The sequence below is a fragment of the Micromonospora sp. NPDC005161 genome (genome assembly GCF_053599855.1).
Genome location: NZ_JBSFYQ010000002.1, coordinates 248,579 through 263,244, shown reverse-complemented (window position 1 = coordinate 263,244; position 14,666 = coordinate 248,579). Strand labels below are relative to the sequence as shown.

General features: G+C 73.4%; 18 protein-coding genes. 9 read left to right on the top strand and 9 right to left on the bottom strand.

Going from position 1 to position 14,666, the window contains the following annotated elements:
* Positions 1 to 8: 8 nt before the first annotated feature.
* A complete protein-coding gene (locus tag ACWD5O_RS03380) occupies positions 9 to 611 on the bottom strand; it encodes a bacterial proteasome activator family protein (RefSeq protein WP_354967156.1) in 603 nt (200 codons plus the stop codon).
* 84 nt (positions 612 to 695) lie between these two features.
* On the opposite strand from ACWD5O_RS03380, the gene ACWD5O_RS03375 reads away from it, so the two are divergent.
* Positions 696 to 1,493, top strand: a complete 798-nt coding sequence (locus tag ACWD5O_RS03375; RefSeq protein WP_354967155.1) for an alpha/beta hydrolase family protein — start codon at positions 696 to 698, stop codon at positions 1,491 to 1,493.
* An 80-nt stretch (positions 1,494 to 1,573) separates the two neighbouring features.
* A complete protein-coding gene (locus ACWD5O_RS03370) occupies positions 1,574 to 2,761 on the top strand; it encodes an ABC transporter substrate-binding protein (protein WP_354967154.1) in 1,188 nt (395 codons plus the stop codon).
* A 78-nt stretch (positions 2,762 to 2,839) separates the two neighbouring features.
* Here the strand turns inward: ACWD5O_RS03370 and ddaH are convergent, their stop codons facing one another.
* Positions 2,840 to 3,673: a dimethylargininase gene (gene ddaH, locus ACWD5O_RS03365; RefSeq protein ID WP_449939834.1), complete on the bottom strand. Its 834-nt coding sequence runs from the start codon at positions 3,671 to 3,673 to the stop codon at positions 2,840 to 2,842.
* 59 nt (positions 3,674 to 3,732) lie between these two features.
* Here ddaH and ACWD5O_RS03360 point away from each other — a divergent pair, with 59 nt between their 5' ends.
* Both ACWD5O_RS03360 and ACWD5O_RS03355 read left to right on the top strand, forming a co-directional pair.
* Positions 3,733 to 4,191, top strand: a complete 459-nt coding sequence (locus ACWD5O_RS03360; protein ID WP_074315467.1) for an Lrp/AsnC family transcriptional regulator — start codon at positions 3,733 to 3,735, stop codon at positions 4,189 to 4,191.
* Between the two features lie 131 nt (positions 4,192 to 4,322).
* Positions 4,323 to 5,279 carry a zinc-binding dehydrogenase gene (locus ACWD5O_RS03355; protein ID WP_449939831.1) on the top strand — a complete coding sequence of 319 codons (957 nt, stop codon included), beginning with the start codon at positions 4,323 to 4,325 and terminating at the stop codon, positions 5,277 to 5,279.
* A gap of 8 nt (positions 5,280 to 5,287) precedes the next feature.
* Here the strand turns inward: ACWD5O_RS03355 and ACWD5O_RS03350 are convergent, their stop codons facing one another.
* The 3 genes from ACWD5O_RS03350 to mobA form a co-directional block, all read right to left on the bottom strand.
* On the bottom strand, positions 5,288 to 6,394 hold the full coding sequence (locus ACWD5O_RS03350) for a T3SS (YopN, CesT) and YbjN peptide-binding chaperone 1 (RefSeq protein ID WP_354967151.1): 1,107 nt from the start codon (positions 6,392 to 6,394) through the stop codon (positions 5,288 to 5,290).
* 129 nt (positions 6,395 to 6,523) lie between these two features.
* Positions 6,524 to 6,790, bottom strand: a complete 267-nt coding sequence (locus ACWD5O_RS03345; protein WP_354967150.1) for a DUF6457 domain-containing protein — start codon at positions 6,788 to 6,790, stop codon at positions 6,524 to 6,526.
* Complete coding sequence (mobA, locus tag ACWD5O_RS03340; RefSeq protein WP_449939829.1) at positions 6,787 to 7,428, bottom strand: molybdenum cofactor guanylyltransferase; 642 nt, start codon at positions 7,426 to 7,428, stop codon at positions 6,787 to 6,789. The genes ACWD5O_RS03345 and mobA overlap by 4 nt, the downstream gene beginning before the upstream one ends.
* Positions 7,429 to 7,522: 94 nt before the next feature.
* Here mobA and fdhD point away from each other — a divergent pair, with 94 nt between their 5' ends.
* On the top strand, positions 7,523 to 8,377 hold the full coding sequence (gene fdhD, locus ACWD5O_RS03335) for a formate dehydrogenase accessory sulfurtransferase FdhD (protein ID WP_450004801.1): 855 nt from the start codon (positions 7,523 to 7,525) through the stop codon (positions 8,375 to 8,377).
* 8 nt (positions 8,378 to 8,385) lie between these two features.
* On the opposite strand, the gene ACWD5O_RS03330 is transcribed toward fdhD, so the two are convergent.
* The 4 genes from ACWD5O_RS03330 to ACWD5O_RS03315 form a co-directional block, all read right to left on the bottom strand.
* Complete coding sequence (locus tag ACWD5O_RS03330) at positions 8,386 to 9,081, bottom strand: GAP family protein (protein WP_449939824.1); 696 nt, start codon at positions 9,079 to 9,081, stop codon at positions 8,386 to 8,388.
* 155 nt (positions 9,082 to 9,236) lie between these two features.
* On the bottom strand, positions 9,237 to 9,635 hold the full coding sequence (locus tag ACWD5O_RS03325; RefSeq protein ID WP_387324994.1) for a hypothetical protein: 399 nt from the start codon (positions 9,633 to 9,635) through the stop codon (positions 9,237 to 9,239).
* Positions 9,632 to 9,883 (bottom strand): hypothetical protein, encoded by a 252-nt coding sequence (locus ACWD5O_RS03320; protein ID WP_354967145.1) that lies wholly within the window; start codon positions 9,881 to 9,883, stop codon positions 9,632 to 9,634. Before ACWD5O_RS03320 ends, ACWD5O_RS03325 begins: the two co-directional genes overlap by 4 nt.
* Positions 9,884 to 9,944: 61 nt before the next feature.
* A complete protein-coding gene (locus tag ACWD5O_RS03315) occupies positions 9,945 to 10,991 on the bottom strand; it encodes a DUF4192 domain-containing protein (protein WP_450084468.1) in 1,047 nt (348 codons plus the stop codon).
* 194 nt (positions 10,992 to 11,185) lie between these two features.
* Between ACWD5O_RS03315 and ACWD5O_RS03310 the strand changes: the two genes are divergently transcribed.
* Genes ACWD5O_RS03310 through ACWD5O_RS03295 form a run of 4 tightly spaced genes read left to right on the top strand, consistent with a single transcriptional unit; the run spans position 11,186 to position 14,627 of the window.
* Positions 11,186 to 12,100, top strand: a complete 915-nt coding sequence (locus ACWD5O_RS03310) for a fructosamine kinase family protein (protein ID WP_387324986.1) — start codon at positions 11,186 to 11,188, stop codon at positions 12,098 to 12,100.
* The gene (gene moaA, locus ACWD5O_RS03305) at positions 12,097 to 13,110 is read left to right on the top strand and encodes a GTP 3',8-cyclase MoaA (RefSeq protein WP_387324983.1); all 1,014 of its coding nucleotides are present in this window, start codon (positions 12,097 to 12,099) and stop codon (positions 13,108 to 13,110) included. The genes ACWD5O_RS03310 and moaA overlap by 4 nt, the downstream gene beginning before the upstream one ends.
* Positions 13,111 to 13,113: 3 nt before the next feature.
* Positions 13,114 to 13,368, top strand: coding sequence for a MoaD/ThiS family protein (locus tag ACWD5O_RS03300; protein WP_354967141.1), 255 nt, complete (start codon positions 13,114 to 13,116; stop codon positions 13,366 to 13,368).
* Positions 13,369 to 13,382: 14 nt separating this feature from the next.
* Positions 13,383 to 14,627 carry a metallophosphoesterase gene (locus tag ACWD5O_RS03295; protein ID WP_354967140.1) on the top strand — a complete coding sequence of 415 codons (1,245 nt, stop codon included), beginning with the start codon at positions 13,383 to 13,385 and terminating at the stop codon, positions 14,625 to 14,627.
* Positions 14,628 to 14,666: the final 39 nt, after the last annotated feature.

Here is a 14,666-nt window from a genome sequence, read left to right as displayed (position 1 = left end):
CGGCCGGGTCAGAGGTACTGGCCGGTGTTGTGCCCCTCGCCACCGCTCGGCTGGCCGATGCCCGGCATCCCCGGCACCATCCCGCCGGGACCGCTGGGCAGCGCCTGCCGGCCGGAGCGCATCTGCTCCAGCTGCACCCGGGCGGCCATCTGCTGAGCGACCAGGGCCGCCTGGATGCCGTGGAACAGACCCTCCAGCCAGCCGACGAGCTGGGCGTGCGCGATCCGCAGTTCGCTCTCGCTCGGGGCCTTGTCCTCGGTGAACGGCAGCGAGATCCGCTCCAACTCGTCGCGCAGCTCGGGGGCGAGGCCCTCCTTCAGCTCGACGATGGACCGCTCGTGGATCTCACGCATCCGGCTGCGGCTGGCGTCGTCGAGCGGGGCCGCCTTGACCTCCTCCAGCAACTGCTTGATCATGCTGCCGATCCGCATGACCTTGGCCGGCTGCTCGACCAGGCGGGTCGGGTCCTCGCCCTGCCCCTCCTCGGTCTGCACCGTGCCGATCGGCCGACCGTCCGGGCCGACCACCACCACGGTGCCGGAGTGGCCGGAATCGTCGCGGTCGGTCTCGTCGTCTTGTGCGTCGGAGTGCGCTTCGGTCATGGGGTCCATCTTTACCCAGCGGGCGCAACCCATGCCCCCCGGGACCGACTCCCGGGGCCGAACCACCCGGGCGGGGCGCGCTACCGTCGCGCCATGCCTGCCGACCCGCGCGCCGTGCTGACCCGGCCCGCTCCGGAGCCCGACCGGACCGTGGCGTACGGCGACCACCCCGACCAGGTGGCCGACCTGCGGCAACCGGCCGGCGCCGGCCCGGCACGACCACTGGTCGTCGTGGTGCACGGTGGCTTCTGGCGGGCCGAGTACGACCGGCGGCACACCGGGCCGCTGGCCGCCGCGCTCGCCTCGGCCGGCCACCCGGTGGCGCAACTGGAGTACCGGCGCACCGGGCAGCCGGGCGGCGGCTGGCCGGGGACCATGACCGACGTGCTGACCGGGGTCGCCGAACTGCCCGGGCTGGCCGCCGAGGCGCTGCCCGGCCAGGTGTCCCGGGCCGCCCCGATCCTGATCGGCCACTCCGCCGGTGGCCACCTGGCGCTGTACGTGGCGGCCACCGCGCCCGCGACGGTGGGCGGCGTGCTCGCCCTGGCCCCGGTGGCCGACCTGGTTGAGGCGTACCGGCAGGACCTGGACTCGGGCGCGGTGGCGGCGCTGCTCGGCGGCGGCCCGGCGCAGGTCCCGGACCGGTACGCGGCGACTGATCCACGGTCATTGGTGCCGACTCAGACACGCACAGTAGTCATGCATGGTTCGGCCGACCAGCAGGTGCCGGTGACGATGAGCCGGGAGTTCGTGGCGGCGGCGCGTGCCGCGGGATCCGACATCTCCCTTGTCGAACTGCCCGGATGCGAGCATTTCGGGCTGATCGACCCGGAGTCCCCGGCCTGGCCCCGGGTCCTGGTTATGTTGCGGTCCCTGCACGATGATCACTAGCCATTGACGCAGCGTCGCGGAGCAGGTAGAACGCCGGAGGGGCGGTGTTCTGCCCTGCAACGCTTCTGGGAAGGAACTCGGTGTCGCAGATGAATCGCAGGCGGGCGCTCCAGCTGTTGGCCGCGCTCGGTACCACCGGATTCGCCGCCGCGTGCGGCTCCGACACCGACGACCCGTCGACCGCCAGCCGGGGCCCGATCAAGATCGGTCTGATCACGCCGGAGGCCGGCGGTTTCAAGAGCATCGGTGAGGACATCACCAACGGCTTCCAGCTCTTCCTCGACCTGCACGACCAGCGGCTGGGCGGGCACCCGGTGGAGCTGCTGACCGCCGACGAGGGCGACACCGCCAAGACCGGCAAGGCCGCCGTCGAGGACCTGCTCAAGAAGGGCGTGCTGGCGCTCACCGGTGTGGTCAACTCGGCGGTGATGGTCGGCATCCGGGACACCGTCGAGCAGGCCCGGGTCCCGCTGATCGGCTCCAACGCCTCGCCGAGCAGCCTGCAGAGTGTCTTCTACATCTGGCGGACGTCCTACGTGCTGGACGAGGCCGGCCGGGCGCTCGGCCGCTACCTGCGCGACCAGCTGCCGTCGAACGGCCGCATCGCGATGATCATGCCGGAGAACGTCGGCAGCCCGGACGTGGTGCGGGGCTTCCGGCAGGAGTTCGGTGCCAGCGACCCGCGGATCGCCGACCCGGTGACCAACACCAACCCCACCCCGAACCCCGGGAAGAACACGTACGGCGCGGACATCCGCAAGGCGCTGACCAAGAAGCCGACCGCGGTCGTCTGCTTCTACGCCGGCGCGGCGGCGGTGGAGTTCATCAAGCAGCTGCGTGACCAGTTCTCCGGGCCGGTGTACGCACCCGGCTTCCTCACCGAGGGCAGCGTGCTGGAGAGCATGGACAGGGACGCGCTCGGCATCCAGACCGCCCTGAACTACTCGGCCGACCTGAACAACACGTCCAACCGGGTCTTCGCCTCGGCCTACCGCAAGAAGTACCAGGTCACGCCGACCACCTACGCGATGGCCTCGTACGACGCGGCGCAGGTGCTCGACCAGGCGATCCAGCTGACCGGCGGGTCACCCACCCCCCAGCAGGTCAACCTGGCACTGGGCAAGATCGGCCAGATCGACAGCCCGCGCGGCATCTGGCAGTTCAACCAGCCGCGCACCCCGCAGCAGAAGTGGTACCTGCGGGAGGTGCAGCGCGACGGTCAGGTCATGTCGAACGTGCTGATCAACGAGCTGGCCACGCTGGGCTGACCGCCCACCACGAGCACGGCCCGGGGCCGGCCTCCCCCAACGGGAGGCCAGCCCCGGACGTACGCGGCGGTGTTCCGGTCAGTGCCGGAGTTCCCCGATGCAGCACTTCACGCTGCCGCCGCCCTTCTTCAGCTCGGCCAGATCGACCGGGACCGGGGTGTAGCCGGCGGCCTTGAGCTTGCCGGCCAACCGGGTGGCCTCGCTGCTGAGCACCACGTTCGCGCCGTCGCTGACCAGGTTGATCCCGAAGGCCATCGCGTCCTCGTCGTCCGCGATCACGGCGTCCGGGAAGAGCTGGGTGAGCACCCGCTGGCTGGCCGCGGAGAACGCCCCGGGGAAGTAGACGATGTTCGAGTCGTCGATGGCGGCGAGCGCCACGTCCAGGTGGTAGAAGCGCGGGTCGATCAGACGCAGCGACACCACCGGCCGGCCCAGCGCCTCCTGCGCCTCGGCGTGCGCCGGAATCTCGGTGCGGAAGCCGTGCCCGGCCAGGATGAGCCCGCCGTGCGCCTCCGGCACGTACGCGAAGTCACCCTCGCCCTCGTTGGTCTCGCTCGGGGCGATGAACCGCCAGCCCTGCGACTCGTAGAAGGCATGGTGCAGGGCGGCCTCGGCGGCCCGCTGCTCGTGTTTGAACCGCGCGCCGTAGACACTGCCGTCCACCGCGAAGCCGCCGTTGGCGGCGTACACCATGTCGGGCAGGCCCCGCTCGGGCGTGAGCAGGTGCACCTCGTGGCCGAGACCGACCAGCGTCTCGCGCAGCCGGTCCCACTGCTTGACGGCCAGTTTCCGGTCAACGGGAGTGGTCACGTCCATCCACGGATTGATCGCGTATTCCACCGCGAAGTGCTCGGGCGAGCACATGAGATATGTCCGCTTTCGCGGGACTCGCTGCTGGTTCACGGTCACCAAGAGTAGGTACCGTTGAACTTTGGTAACAGCCACAACCATTGCTTCCCAGAGGCGGAACGTTGCAGATAGACGCGGTAGACCAGCGGATCATTGCGTTGCTCGTCGCCGACGCCCGCGCGTCGTACGCCGACATCGGCACCCGGGTGTCACTCTCCGCCCCGGCGGTCAAGCGCCGGGTCGACAGACTGCGCGCCACCGGCGTGATCAGGGGATTCACGGCCGTGGTTGATCCGGCGGCCGTCGGCTGGACCACCGAGGCGTTCGTCGAGCTGTTCTGTGCCGGCCGGACCACCCCGGCGCAGATCGGCGTGGCGGCCCGCCGGCACCCGGAGGTGGTCGGCGCGTACACCGTCTCCGGTGAGGCAGACGCGCTGGTGCACCTGCGCGCCGCCGACATCGCCCACCTGGAGGCGGCGTTGGAGCGGCTACGCGCCGAGTCCTTCGTGACCTCCACCCGCAGCACCATCGTGCTCTCCCGGCTGGTCGAATCCCCCGGCGTCGGCCCCTCCACCCGCTGACCGGATCCGCCCGCCGCACCGGCCGACCTCGGGGTTTCCGGGCCCCACCCGCCCTTGACCTCAAGCCCGGTTCAACAGATGAACTGGCGGCGGAGTGTGGGCAGAACGCCCACCACGGTCGAGGGGGTTCCGTGCGGGCGGTCTGGATACGTGCATTCGGTGGGCCCGAGGTGCTGGTGCCTGGCCCGGCACCCGACCCGGCACCCGGCCCAGGTCAGGTGCTGATCGACGTCGCGCACGCGAACATCACCTTCGTCGAGACGCAGCAGCGCTCCGGTCGCCCCGGGCCGTTCCGGGTCACCCCGCCGCTGATCCCCGGCAACGGCGTCGGCGGGGTGATCGCCGCCGTCGGGCCGGGCGTCGACCCCGGGCTGACCGGGCGGCGGGTGGTCAGCGCCACGGGCGGCTCCGGCGGATACGCCGAACGGGTGGCGGTGCACGCGACCGCGCCGATCGAGGTTCCGGCCGGGCTGGCGCTGGACGCGGCGGTCGCGCTGCTGGCCGACGGACGTACCGCCACGATGCTGACCGAGGCGGTCGGCGTCCAGCCGGGGGACCGGGTGCTGGTGGAGGCCGCGGCGGGCGGGGTGGGCAGTCTGCTGGTGCAGCTCGCGGCCCGGGCCGGTGCCCGGGTGATCGGCGTGGCCGGTGGGCAACGCAAGGTGGACCTGCTACCCGGACTGGGTGCCGAGCTGTCCGTTGACTACCGCGCGCCGGGCTGGGCCGCCCGGATCCGGGACGCGGTGGGCGGGGTCGACGCGGTGTTCGACGGTGTCGGCGGACCGGTCGCCCAGACGGCCTTCGAGCTGCTGGCCCCGGGCGGCCGCATGGTCAGCTTCGGGCTGGCCAGCGGCGAGTGGTCACCGGTGTCCGTGGAGGCCGCCACCGCACGGCAGGTCGCGTTGATCCGGCCGGACGTGCCGCCCGCGCGGCTGCGGGCGTACACCGGTCGGGCGCTGGCGGAGGCGGCGGCCGGCCGGCTGCGGCCAGTGATCGGGCAGCGTTTCCCGCTGGAGCGCGCCGCCGACGCGCACGCCGCCATCGAGGCCCGCTCGACGGTCGGCAAGACCCTGCTCGACGTCTCCTGAAACCACGCTCAGAGATACATGCCGGTGCGGTGCTCGGACTCGTCACGCCGGACCGGCTTGTCGCCCTCGCCGAAGAACCGCTTGCCGCCGAACTCGCCGTGCAGCCGGTCGTCCAGCTCGTCGGCGAGCCCGGTCATCACCTGCACCGCCAGCATCAGGTGGGTGGCCTGGAAGTTGCGGCCGAAGACCGGAATGGACGCCCAGACCGTGTCCTCCGCGCAGTAGAGGCGGCCGATCGGCATCCGGTTGGTCAACTCGGAGAGCTTGACGTAGAGCCGCTCGGTCGGCTCCACCTCGGTGAGCACCGGGGAGAAGACGTCCACCAGGGGCGGGTTGTCCCGCACCCGGACGAAGACCATCGCCGAACCGGCGCGGATGTTGATGTCGCCGTCCGAGTCGACCTGCAACCGGTCGGTGTCGGACTTCAGCATGGTGGAGACCACGGTGCGGACCCGATCCGCCAGGTCGAGCACGTCGTCCCGCTCGACCTGCGCGGCGGCCGCCTCGGCCAGTGCCTCCTCCAGGTCGGCCTCGACGTCGGCGTCCGGGCCGAACTCGCTACGCGCGGTGCCCAGCGGCTCCACGGTCAGCGGCTCACCCTCGGCGTCCTGTACCAGGTAGACGAGGAACGCCGGGTGCGGGGCGCCGTAGACGTCGCGCAGCGTCCGGGAGAGCAGCGCGGCGATCCGGGTCGCCTCCGCTGTCGTGCCGTCCAACCCGAAGAAACCACCGGAGCCGGCCACCACCCCCGGCGGGGACCAGCCGAGCGCGACCATGTCCGCCACCGCGGCGCGATCCAGGCGGTAGCCCGCCGGCAGGGTGGCGTTGCCGACCGCCCGGGCGGAGAACCGGCCGTCGCCGTCCACGTCGACGCTGATCGAGTAGACGGCGTCCCCGGTGCCGGAGGCGGTGGGGTCCAGGGTCAGTTCGAGGTGCGCGCCAGCGGGCAGCTCCCGCAGCCGGACGGCGAGCGCGCGGGCGAACTCCTGCCACGCCTCCGTCACCTTGGCCCGCAGATCCGTGGTGCTCGGCTCGTCGAGCAGGATCGACTCCGCCGGCTCGGCCGTACCGCCGGGCAGCTCATTGTTCGGCGCCGAGGGGTGGTCAGCCGTCATGATCGCCTCCGTCCGTCACGATCACCCTACCCACGCCGTCCGGGCGTCGAATCAGCCCCGACCGGGATCGGACACCGGCATGGCCCGCCACGGATCCGCGGCGGTTCTCATCGGCGCGGAAGCCGCCGGTCAGACCGCTGACGGACCGGCGGGATCGGAGCCCAGCTCGACCGGCCAGGTGGCCGCGAGGGCGCTGAGCCGGGCGGCGGCGTCCGCCGGGTCGGCGCCCCGGCCCACCGCCAGCCCGAGCAGGTACGCCGTGACCGGCGCGCCGGGTCGCAACACCTGGTGGGCGACGTCGCGGGCCAGGTCCAGCACCACCGGCACGGGCACCTGGGCCGGGCCCAGGTCCAGCTCGGTACAGGCCGCCGTCACCCAGTCGTCCATCACCGTCATCGCGCCCACTCTTCCGCCCGGCGTACGTCCTCGTCAGTGTCGCAGTCGAACCAGGGCGGCGGGCCGTCACCGGACCACGGCACCTCGCGGACGACGAGGCCGGCCAGCAGCGCCCGGACCGGAGCCCCGGCGAGGCTGCCGCCCCGCTCGGCCGCCAGCCGGTCCATCCCGGCACGCAGCGCGGTGACCTGCCACACCCCGCAGAGCGACTGCCGCCGCCCATCCGCGTCGACGAAGCACGCCCCGTCGGGTAGCCGCTCCAGCCCGACGGTGCCGCCGCCCGCCGGTCCGGTGTGCGACGCGGCCAGGTGGGTCAGCAGCTCGCCGATCGCGGCGCGGGTGAGCAGCGGCAGGTCGGCGGCGAGCAGCGCGACCAGGTTCGCTGCCGGGTCGAGCAGTGCCAGCCCGGCCGCCGCCGCGGCGACCGGTCCCCCGCCGGGCGGATCCTCCCGGGTCACCCGTACGCCGGGCGGGACCGCGCCCGCCGGACCGACCAGCACCCTCGGCGCGGCATCGGCGACGGCGGCCAGCACCCGGTCGCGCATCGACCGGCCGCCGACCGGGAGCGCGGGCTTGTCCACCCCGCCCATCCGTCGGGCCGCCCCACCGGCGAGCACCACCGCGGCGTACGTCCCCATCCGGCCACGGTAGCCGTGCCACCATCCGGTCGGCGGCCGGCGCCGATGCCCGGTGGCCGTGCGGGCGTACCGGCGCGGGGTGCAGGATGGCGGGATGGGACGGGCGACTGACCGACGGGGCGTACTCCGGATCGACCTGGACGCGGCGACCGACGGGCGTGGACCCGTCCGCCGGCCGGACAGCCTGGCGGTGGAGGAGCCGCTGGAGATCCGGGTGGGCCCGGCCGGCCCCGGCCGGCGACGGCCGCTCGCGGTCACCATGCGCACCCCCGGGGACGACCTGGACCTGGCCATCGGCTTCCTGCTGACCGAGGGGCTGATCCGGTCGACCGACGACGTGCAGACCGCGCAGCTCTGCGCCGGCGCGGAGACGCCGAACACGTACAACGTGGTGGACGTGGTGCTCGCCCCCGGGGTGCCGGAACCGACCACCGACCCGACCCGGAACTTCTACACGACCAGCTCCTGCGGGGTCTGCGGCAAGGCCAGCATCGACGCCGTCCGAACCCGTTCGCTGTTCCCGGTGGCGGCGGACCCGCTCACCGTGCCGGCCGCCCTGCTCGCCGAGCTGCCCGACCGGCTGCGTGCCGGCCAACGCGGCTTCGACCGGACCGGCGGGCTCCACGCGGCGGGGCTTTTCTCGCCCGCCGGAGAGCTGGTGGTGCTCCGGGAGGACGTGGGTCGACACAATGCCGTGGACAAGGTGATCGGCTGGGCGGTGCGGGAACGACGGCTGCCGCTGGCCGGGCACCTGCTGCTGGTTTCCGGCCGCGCCAGCTTCGAGCTGACCCAGAAGGCGTGGATGGCCGGAGTGCCACTGCTGGCCGCGGTCTCCGCGCCGAGCACCCTCGCCGCCGAGCTGGCCGAGGAGGCGGGAATGACGCTGGTCGGCTTCCTGCGTGGCACCACGATGAACGTCTACACCCGTACCGAGCGGGTCACCATCTGATCGGCCAGCTACTCGAACAGCCCCAGCCGGATGCCGGCGTCACGGGCCAGCAGGAAACCGGCGATGCCGAGGATCCAGCCGAGCATGCCGCCGGAGTGCCGCACGATCCAGGCGTTGAGCCGGACCAGCACCGGCTCGACCAGGCTCGGCCACGCCATCCGCGCCCCCAGCAGCACCACCGCCGGCAGCACCATGACCAGGCAATAGCCGGCGAGCAGCCCCACGATCTCCGCCGCGCCGAGCCCGGAGGTGGTCAGCAGGCCGACCGCGCCGAGGTACGGCAGCATCGTCGCCACCTCCGCGAGCGCGGCGAGCAGCGCCAGCCCCACCAGCCATCGCGCCGAGGAGTCGCCGGCGGTGACCCGGTCCCGCCAGCGCAGCACACCGCCGCCGCGCGGGCGTCGTTTGCCGTCGTAGCGGAAGCTGAGCGCGAACAGCCCGACCCCGAGGACGAGCTGCGCCCAGAGCACCGGCCGGTTGTCCAGCGCCCCGCCGAGTACGTCGGCCAGCCGGCTGCCGCCCACGGCGAGCAGCAGCCCGACGGCGAAGTAGAAGACGGCGATCGTGCCGAGGTAGACGAGGATCCGCCGGGCGTTGACCGTCCCGGGCGCGAGCAGCAACCAGACCGGGATGAAGAGAGTCCCGATGCTGGTGCTGTCGACCAGGGCCAGGCCTGCGAGCGACAGCAGCAGTCCGACGCTCATCTGGGGCATTCGTTTGGCAGGGGCACCTGATGATTGTCCGGTGGCGTCTGCTCTGCCGAGTCGACCGCTGACAGGAGAAACGCGTACATCGTTCGGACCACACCGAACACGCCGATCGCCTGCCGGCCCTCCTGGCGCCGGAATGCAGCCGCTCGTCAGTCCAGGTCGAGGATGCTCCAGTTGGTCGGTAGCACCTTCGCCGCCAGCCTGGGTTGCGCGGTCGCGTAGTGCGCCTCGTGGGTGAGTGCCGCGCTGGCGGCATGGCCGAGTGAGATGTCTCCATCCGCGGCGCGGGCCAGCGTGCCGGCGTCTCGCACGTCGTCCGCATCGAGCGGCAGCAGGCGTATGACCGGGGCACTCATCATCAGGGCCAGCAGCGCGGCACCAACCTCGTCGCCCGCGCCCGCGAAGGCAACCGCCAGACAGGCGGCCGGGACGGCCACCTGACGTCCCTCATCGGCGACCTGGAGCATCAACTCCCCCACCGAGACGTTGCCCTCGATGTAGGCCGTCAACGCCGACGCGTCGAACACGGCCGCGATCCGATCGCTCATCCGGCGTCGCCCAACATCCGGCGCCCCTCGGCCAGGGCGTCCGCCGGAATGGGTGCCGCCAGGCGCTCACGCCACCGCGCCTTGCCCGCCTCGGTCACCTCAATGCCGGCACGCCGCAGCACCTCGTCGAGGTGCGCGCGGGCCATCTGAGCCCGGACCGCCGCGGTGATCGCCGCCGAGACGTTGGGCTGCCGGTCGAGCCACTCTGCCACGTCGTCGGGGAGGCTCACGGAGCGCTTCGCGGTCATGCTCGCCAGCCTACCAAACCTGGTAGCACCCACGGTATTACCAGATGCTGGAGGGGATCGGTCACCGGCGGCCACGTCGGCTCCGCCTGCGGGGGCGGACCACGCCGGGCAGACCGACCGACGGCCAGCCGTCCAGCTCGGACGGGGGGACGCCGCGCCGGAGCAGGTCGTCCAGGAGCAGGGCGAGCGAGTAGTCGGGGTGCAGGCTCAGCGTCCGCTCCAGCGCGACCGCCGCCAGTGCCCCCTGCCCCGCCCGCCAGGCCGCGAACGCCAGCAGCGCGCCCGGAGCGGCGGTCAGCTCCGACTCGGCCCGGCGCAGCACGTCGGTCCAGCGGGCGATGTCCCGGTCCCGACCGTCGGTGCGTTCCCAGGCGTGGTCGCGGATCGGCAGGTGCGTCAACAGGAGGCTCAGCCAGGCCACCTCGTCGTCGTCGAGCCGTTCGCCGCGCCGTTGCCGGCGTTGCGCCTCGCGGACCGCCGCCACCCCGGCGGAGCGCAGCGCCCGGCCGCCGAGCAGATCGCTCGCGGGCGCCTCCTCGACCAGGTCGGTCAGTCGCCGCTCGGCCCGGGCGGTGGCCTCGCGCAGCGCGTCCCGCGCCGGGCCGTCCACCGGTGCCACCTGCGCCACGAGGGCGGCCCGGTCGGGGAGCGCGACCTGGCCGGCGAAGACCGCCGAGGCGGTCACCTGGTTGGCCGCCGGGTCGTAGGGCCGGCCCTCGGGCGGGCAGCAGTCGACCTCGGCGCAGAGGTAGGACCACCACCGGCCGTCGGTCACCCGCAGCGCGTCCAGCACCTCCAGCCCGGCCCCGGTCAGGGCGGCGCGCGCGGCGTCCACGCTCGGCGTCACCCGGTCGGGCGGTCCGTAGCCCACCACGGTCGCGGCCTCGGCGCCCTGGCGGTGGATCACCCCGGCCAGGTGCCGGGCCGGCTCGACCGGATCGGCCGACGGATCGGGCAGGTCGGCGCGGGCGGCGAAGATGATCCGCCGCCCGCGCAGCGCCACCGCGACCACGCTGTCGGCGGGGTGGAAGCCGAGCAGGTACGGCACGGCGGCGAGCAGGTCGGCGGGTGAGCGGACGGCGAGCCGGGGGCGTTCGGTCGAGGTCATGCCGGGAGCCTGCGACGGGCTGGCCCGGCTTCGCCGCCCCTGTGGACGACACGCGGCTTATCCACAGTCACTCTCCGTGTTGCCCCTGGTCAACGCGCATCCTCGGGTGCTGGGACGGAACGGGTGGCACCGGTGGCCGACCTGATGTGTTCGGGCGGTGCCGTTGTGTCGTGGGGAGCGGTTACCGTGCGCTGATGGACCTGGCGTATCTGCGCGCGCACCCGGCACACCTGCCGACGTTCCTGACCCACCAGCGGATCAGGGAGACGCCGGTCGCCGGTGGGGACATCTGCGCCGCCGCCCGACTCACCCTGGACGACGGCCACTCGGTCTTCGCCAAGTCCTGGCCCGAGCGGGCAGGCCGGCCGGTGCCGGAGGGCTTCTTCGCCGCCGAGGCCGCCGGGTTGCGCTGGCTGCGGGAGGCCGGCGCGGTCGCCGTACCCGAGGTGATCGTGGCGCTGCCCGACATGCTGGCGCTCGACTGGGTGGAGCCCGGCGAGCCGACGTCGGAGGCGGCCGAGCGCTTCGGCCGGGAGTTGGCCGACCTGCACCGGGCCGGCGCACCGGCCTTCGGTGCGACCTGGCCCGGCTTCATCGGTGCGCTCGAGCAGGACAACAATCCCGACGACGGCCCCTGGTCGACGTGGTTCGCCCAGCGGCGGCTCGCTCCCTACCTGCGGCGATCGGTCGACGCCGGCGCGCTGAGCAGCGACGACGCCAGCCTGGTCGAGCAGGTGATCGGTCGGGTCGGCGAGTTCGGCGGGGAGGAGCCGCCGGCCCGCATCCACGGCGACCTGTGGCCGGGCAACGTGCTCTGGGGCGCCGACGACCGGGCCTGGCTGGTCGACCCGGCGGCGCACGGCGGGCACCGGGAGACGGATCTCGCCCAGCTGGCACTCTTCGGCGGCATCCCGCACCTCGCCCGGGCCCTGGCCGCCTATCGGGAGAGCTGGCCGCTTCCCGACGGCTGGCCCGACCGGGTGCCGCTGCACCAACTACACCTGCTGCTGGTGCACACCGCGCTGTTCGGCGGCGGTTACCGAGATGCCGTCGTCCAGACTGCCCGTGCCGCCCTGGGCCGGCCCGAGCGCGCTACGGTCGACAGGTGAGCGTCGCCCCGCGGACCGACGGCGTCCTCGTCGACCGGTTCGGCCGGGTCGCCCGGGACCTGCGCGTGTCCCTCACCGACAAGTGCAACCTTCGGTGCACCTACTGCATGCCGGCCGAGGGGCTGCCCTGGCTGGCCGGTCCCGAGCTGCTCACCGACGCGGAGATCGTCCGGCTGGTCCGGGTGGCCGTCGAGCGGCTCGGCGTGACCGAGGTGCGGTTCACCGGCGGCGAGCCACTGATCCGACCCGGGCTGGTTGGCATCGTGGCCGCGGTCGCCGCGCTGGAGCCCCGCCCGCGGATCTCGCTCACCACCAACGGCATCGGCCTCGACCGGCTCGCCCCGGCGCTGCGCACGGCCGGCCTCGACCGGGTGAACGTCTCGCTGGACACCCTGGACCCGGGCCGGTTCGCCCAGCTCACCCGTCGCGCCCGGCTGGACGCGGTGCTCGCCGGGCTCGCCGGGGCCGCCGCCGCCGGCCTCAACCCCGTCAAGATCAATACTGTGTTGATGCGGGGCGTCAACGAGGACGAGGCACCGGCCCTGCTGCGCTTCGCCGTCGACCACGACTACCAGCTGCGGATCATCGAGCAGATGCCACTGGACGCCCAGCACGGCTGGGACCGCAGCACGATGGTCACCGCCGAGGAGATCCTCACCTCCCTGCGTACCCGCTTCGACCTCAGCCCCGACCCGGCCGAACGCGGCGCGGCGCCGGCCGAGACCTGGCTGGTCGACGGCGGTCCGGCCCGGGTCGGCGTGATCGCCAGCGTCACCCGCCCCTTCTGCGGCGACTGCGACCGCACCCGGCTGACCGCCGACGGCCAGGTCCGCGCCTGCCTCTTCGCCACCGAGGAGTCCGACCTCCGCGCCGCCCTGCGCGCCGACGCGGACGACGACGACCTGGCCCGACGCTGGCGCACCGCGATGTGGGGCAAGCGCGCCGGGCACGGCATCGACGACCCCACCTTCCTCCAGCCGACCCGGCCGATGTCCGCGATCGGAGGCTGAGACGTGGACCCGAGGCCGCTGACCATCCGCTACTTCGCCGGCGCGCGCGCCGCCGCCGGCCGCCCCGAGGAGGCCGTCGCCGCCGGCCGGTCGCTCGACGACCTCACCGTCGAGCTGGCCCAGCGGCACGGTGACCGGCTGGCCGCCGTGCTGCGGGTGGCGAGTTTCCTCGTGGACGGCGTCACCTGTCATGATCGGCAGGCACCCCTGCCAGGCGGGGCCACGATCGATGTTCTGCCACCGTTCGCGGGCGGCTGAGGGAGGCACAGCAGATGTTGGCGGTTCTGGGGTTCGTGGCCGTCCTGGCGCTGGTCATCGGCCTCATCCACCTCTACCTGTGGAAGCGGCTGATCCGGGACACCACCGGGCCGGGCCGCTGGCGGCGCATCGGCGGTGTCGCGGGCCTGGTGCTGGCGCTGCTCGTGCCGGCCACCCTCGTCGGGACCCAGGCCGGGCTCTACTGGCTCGCCTGGCCGGGCTACCTCTGGCTCGCGTTGATGTTCTACCTGCTGGTCCTGCTCGTCGTGCTGGAAGTGCCGATGCTGGTCACCCGGCTGGTGCTGCGCCGCCGGGTCACCGCCGCCGATGCGACGACCGCCGCACCGGAGCCGGTGCTGGTCGGCGCCGCCGGGCCGACCGATCCACCGGCCGCCAGCGCGGTCCGTGCGCCCGACCACGACCCGGCACGCCGGCTGCTGCTGGCCCGCGGGGCAGCCATCTTCGCCGGTCTCACCGCCACCGGCATCACGGGGTACGGGGTACGCACCGCGCTCGGCCCGCCGCAGCTGGACCGGGTGCAGATCCCGCTCGGCAAGCTTCCGCGCAGCATGGACGGCCTGCGCATCGCCACCGTCTCCGACATCCACCTCGGGCCGCTGCGCGGCCGGGCGCACACCGAGCGCATCGTCGCCGCGATCAACCGCCTCGACGCGGACCTGGTCGCGGTCGTCGGTGACCTGGTCGACGGCTCGGTCGCCGAGCTGGGGTCGGCCGCCGCGCCGCTGCGCGACCTGCGCTCCCGCTACGGCAGCTTCTTCGTCACCGGCAACCACGAGTACTACTCGGGCGTGGAGGAGTGGGTGCAGGAGGTGGACCGGCTCGGCCTGCGGGTGCTGCAGAACCAGCGGCAGGAGATCCAGGCCCGGGGCGGCGTACTCGACCTGGCCGGCGTCAACGACCTTTCGGGCACGGGCACCGGCCTCGCCGCCGGGCCGGACTTCGCCGCCGCCCTCGGTGACCGCGACCCGAACCGCCCGGTGGTGCTGCTCGCGCACCAGCCGGTGGCGGCGAAGGAGGCGGCCCGGTATGGCGTCGACCTGCAACTGTCCGGGCACACCCACGGCGGGCAGGTGGTGCCGTTCAACCTGGCCGTCCGGCTCGAACAGCCGGTGGTCAGTGGGCTCGGGGAGGTCGACGGCACCAAGGTCTACGTGACCAACGGCGCTGGTTTCTGGGGTCCGCCGGTCCGGGTCGGGGCCGAACCGCAGATCACCCTGGTCGAGCTGCGCTCGGCATAGCGGACGTCACGTCCGCGCGTGGCGGCGGGCGGCCGGCGC

Bases quoted from the DNA above. Each gene is read 5' to 3' on its own strand.
- ACWD5O_RS03380 (WP_354967156.1), bottom strand. From the start codon at position 611: ATGGACCCCATGACCGAAGCGCACTCCGACGCACAAGACGACGAGACC.
- ACWD5O_RS03375 (WP_354967155.1), top strand. From the start codon at position 696: ATGCCTGCCGACCCGCGCGCCGTGCTGACCCGGCCCGCTCCGGAGCCC.
- ACWD5O_RS03350 (WP_354967151.1), bottom strand. From the start codon at position 6,394: ATGACGGCTGACCACCCCTCGGCGCCGAACAATGAGCTGCCCGGCGGT.
- ACWD5O_RS03345 (WP_354967150.1), bottom strand. From the start codon at position 6,790: ATGACGGTGATGGACGACTGGGTGACGGCGGCCTGTACCGAGCTGGAC.
- mobA (WP_449939829.1), bottom strand. From the start codon at position 7,428: ATGGGGACGTACGCCGCGGTGGTGCTCGCCGGTGGGGCGGCCCGACGG.
- fdhD (WP_450004801.1), top strand. From the start codon at position 7,523: ATGGGACGGGCGACTGACCGACGGGGCGTACTCCGGATCGACCTGGAC.
- ACWD5O_RS03330 (WP_449939824.1), bottom strand. From the start codon at position 9,081: ATGAGCGTCGGACTGCTGCTGTCGCTCGCAGGCCTGGCCCTGGTCGAC.
- ACWD5O_RS03325 (WP_387324994.1), bottom strand. From the start codon at position 9,635: ATGAGCGATCGGATCGCGGCCGTGTTCGACGCGTCGGCGTTGACGGCC.
- ACWD5O_RS03320 (WP_354967145.1), bottom strand. From the start codon at position 9,883: ATGACCGCGAAGCGCTCCGTGAGCCTCCCCGACGACGTGGCAGAGTGG.
- ACWD5O_RS03315 (WP_450084468.1), bottom strand. From the start codon at position 10,991: ATGACCTCGACCGAACGCCCCCGGCTCGCCGTCCGCTCACCCGCCGAC.
- ACWD5O_RS03310 (WP_387324986.1), top strand. From the start codon at position 11,186: ATGGACCTGGCGTATCTGCGCGCGCACCCGGCACACCTGCCGACGTTC.
- ACWD5O_RS03295 (WP_354967140.1), top strand. From the start codon at position 13,383: ATGTTGGCGGTTCTGGGGTTCGTGGCCGTCCTGGCGCTGGTCATCGGC.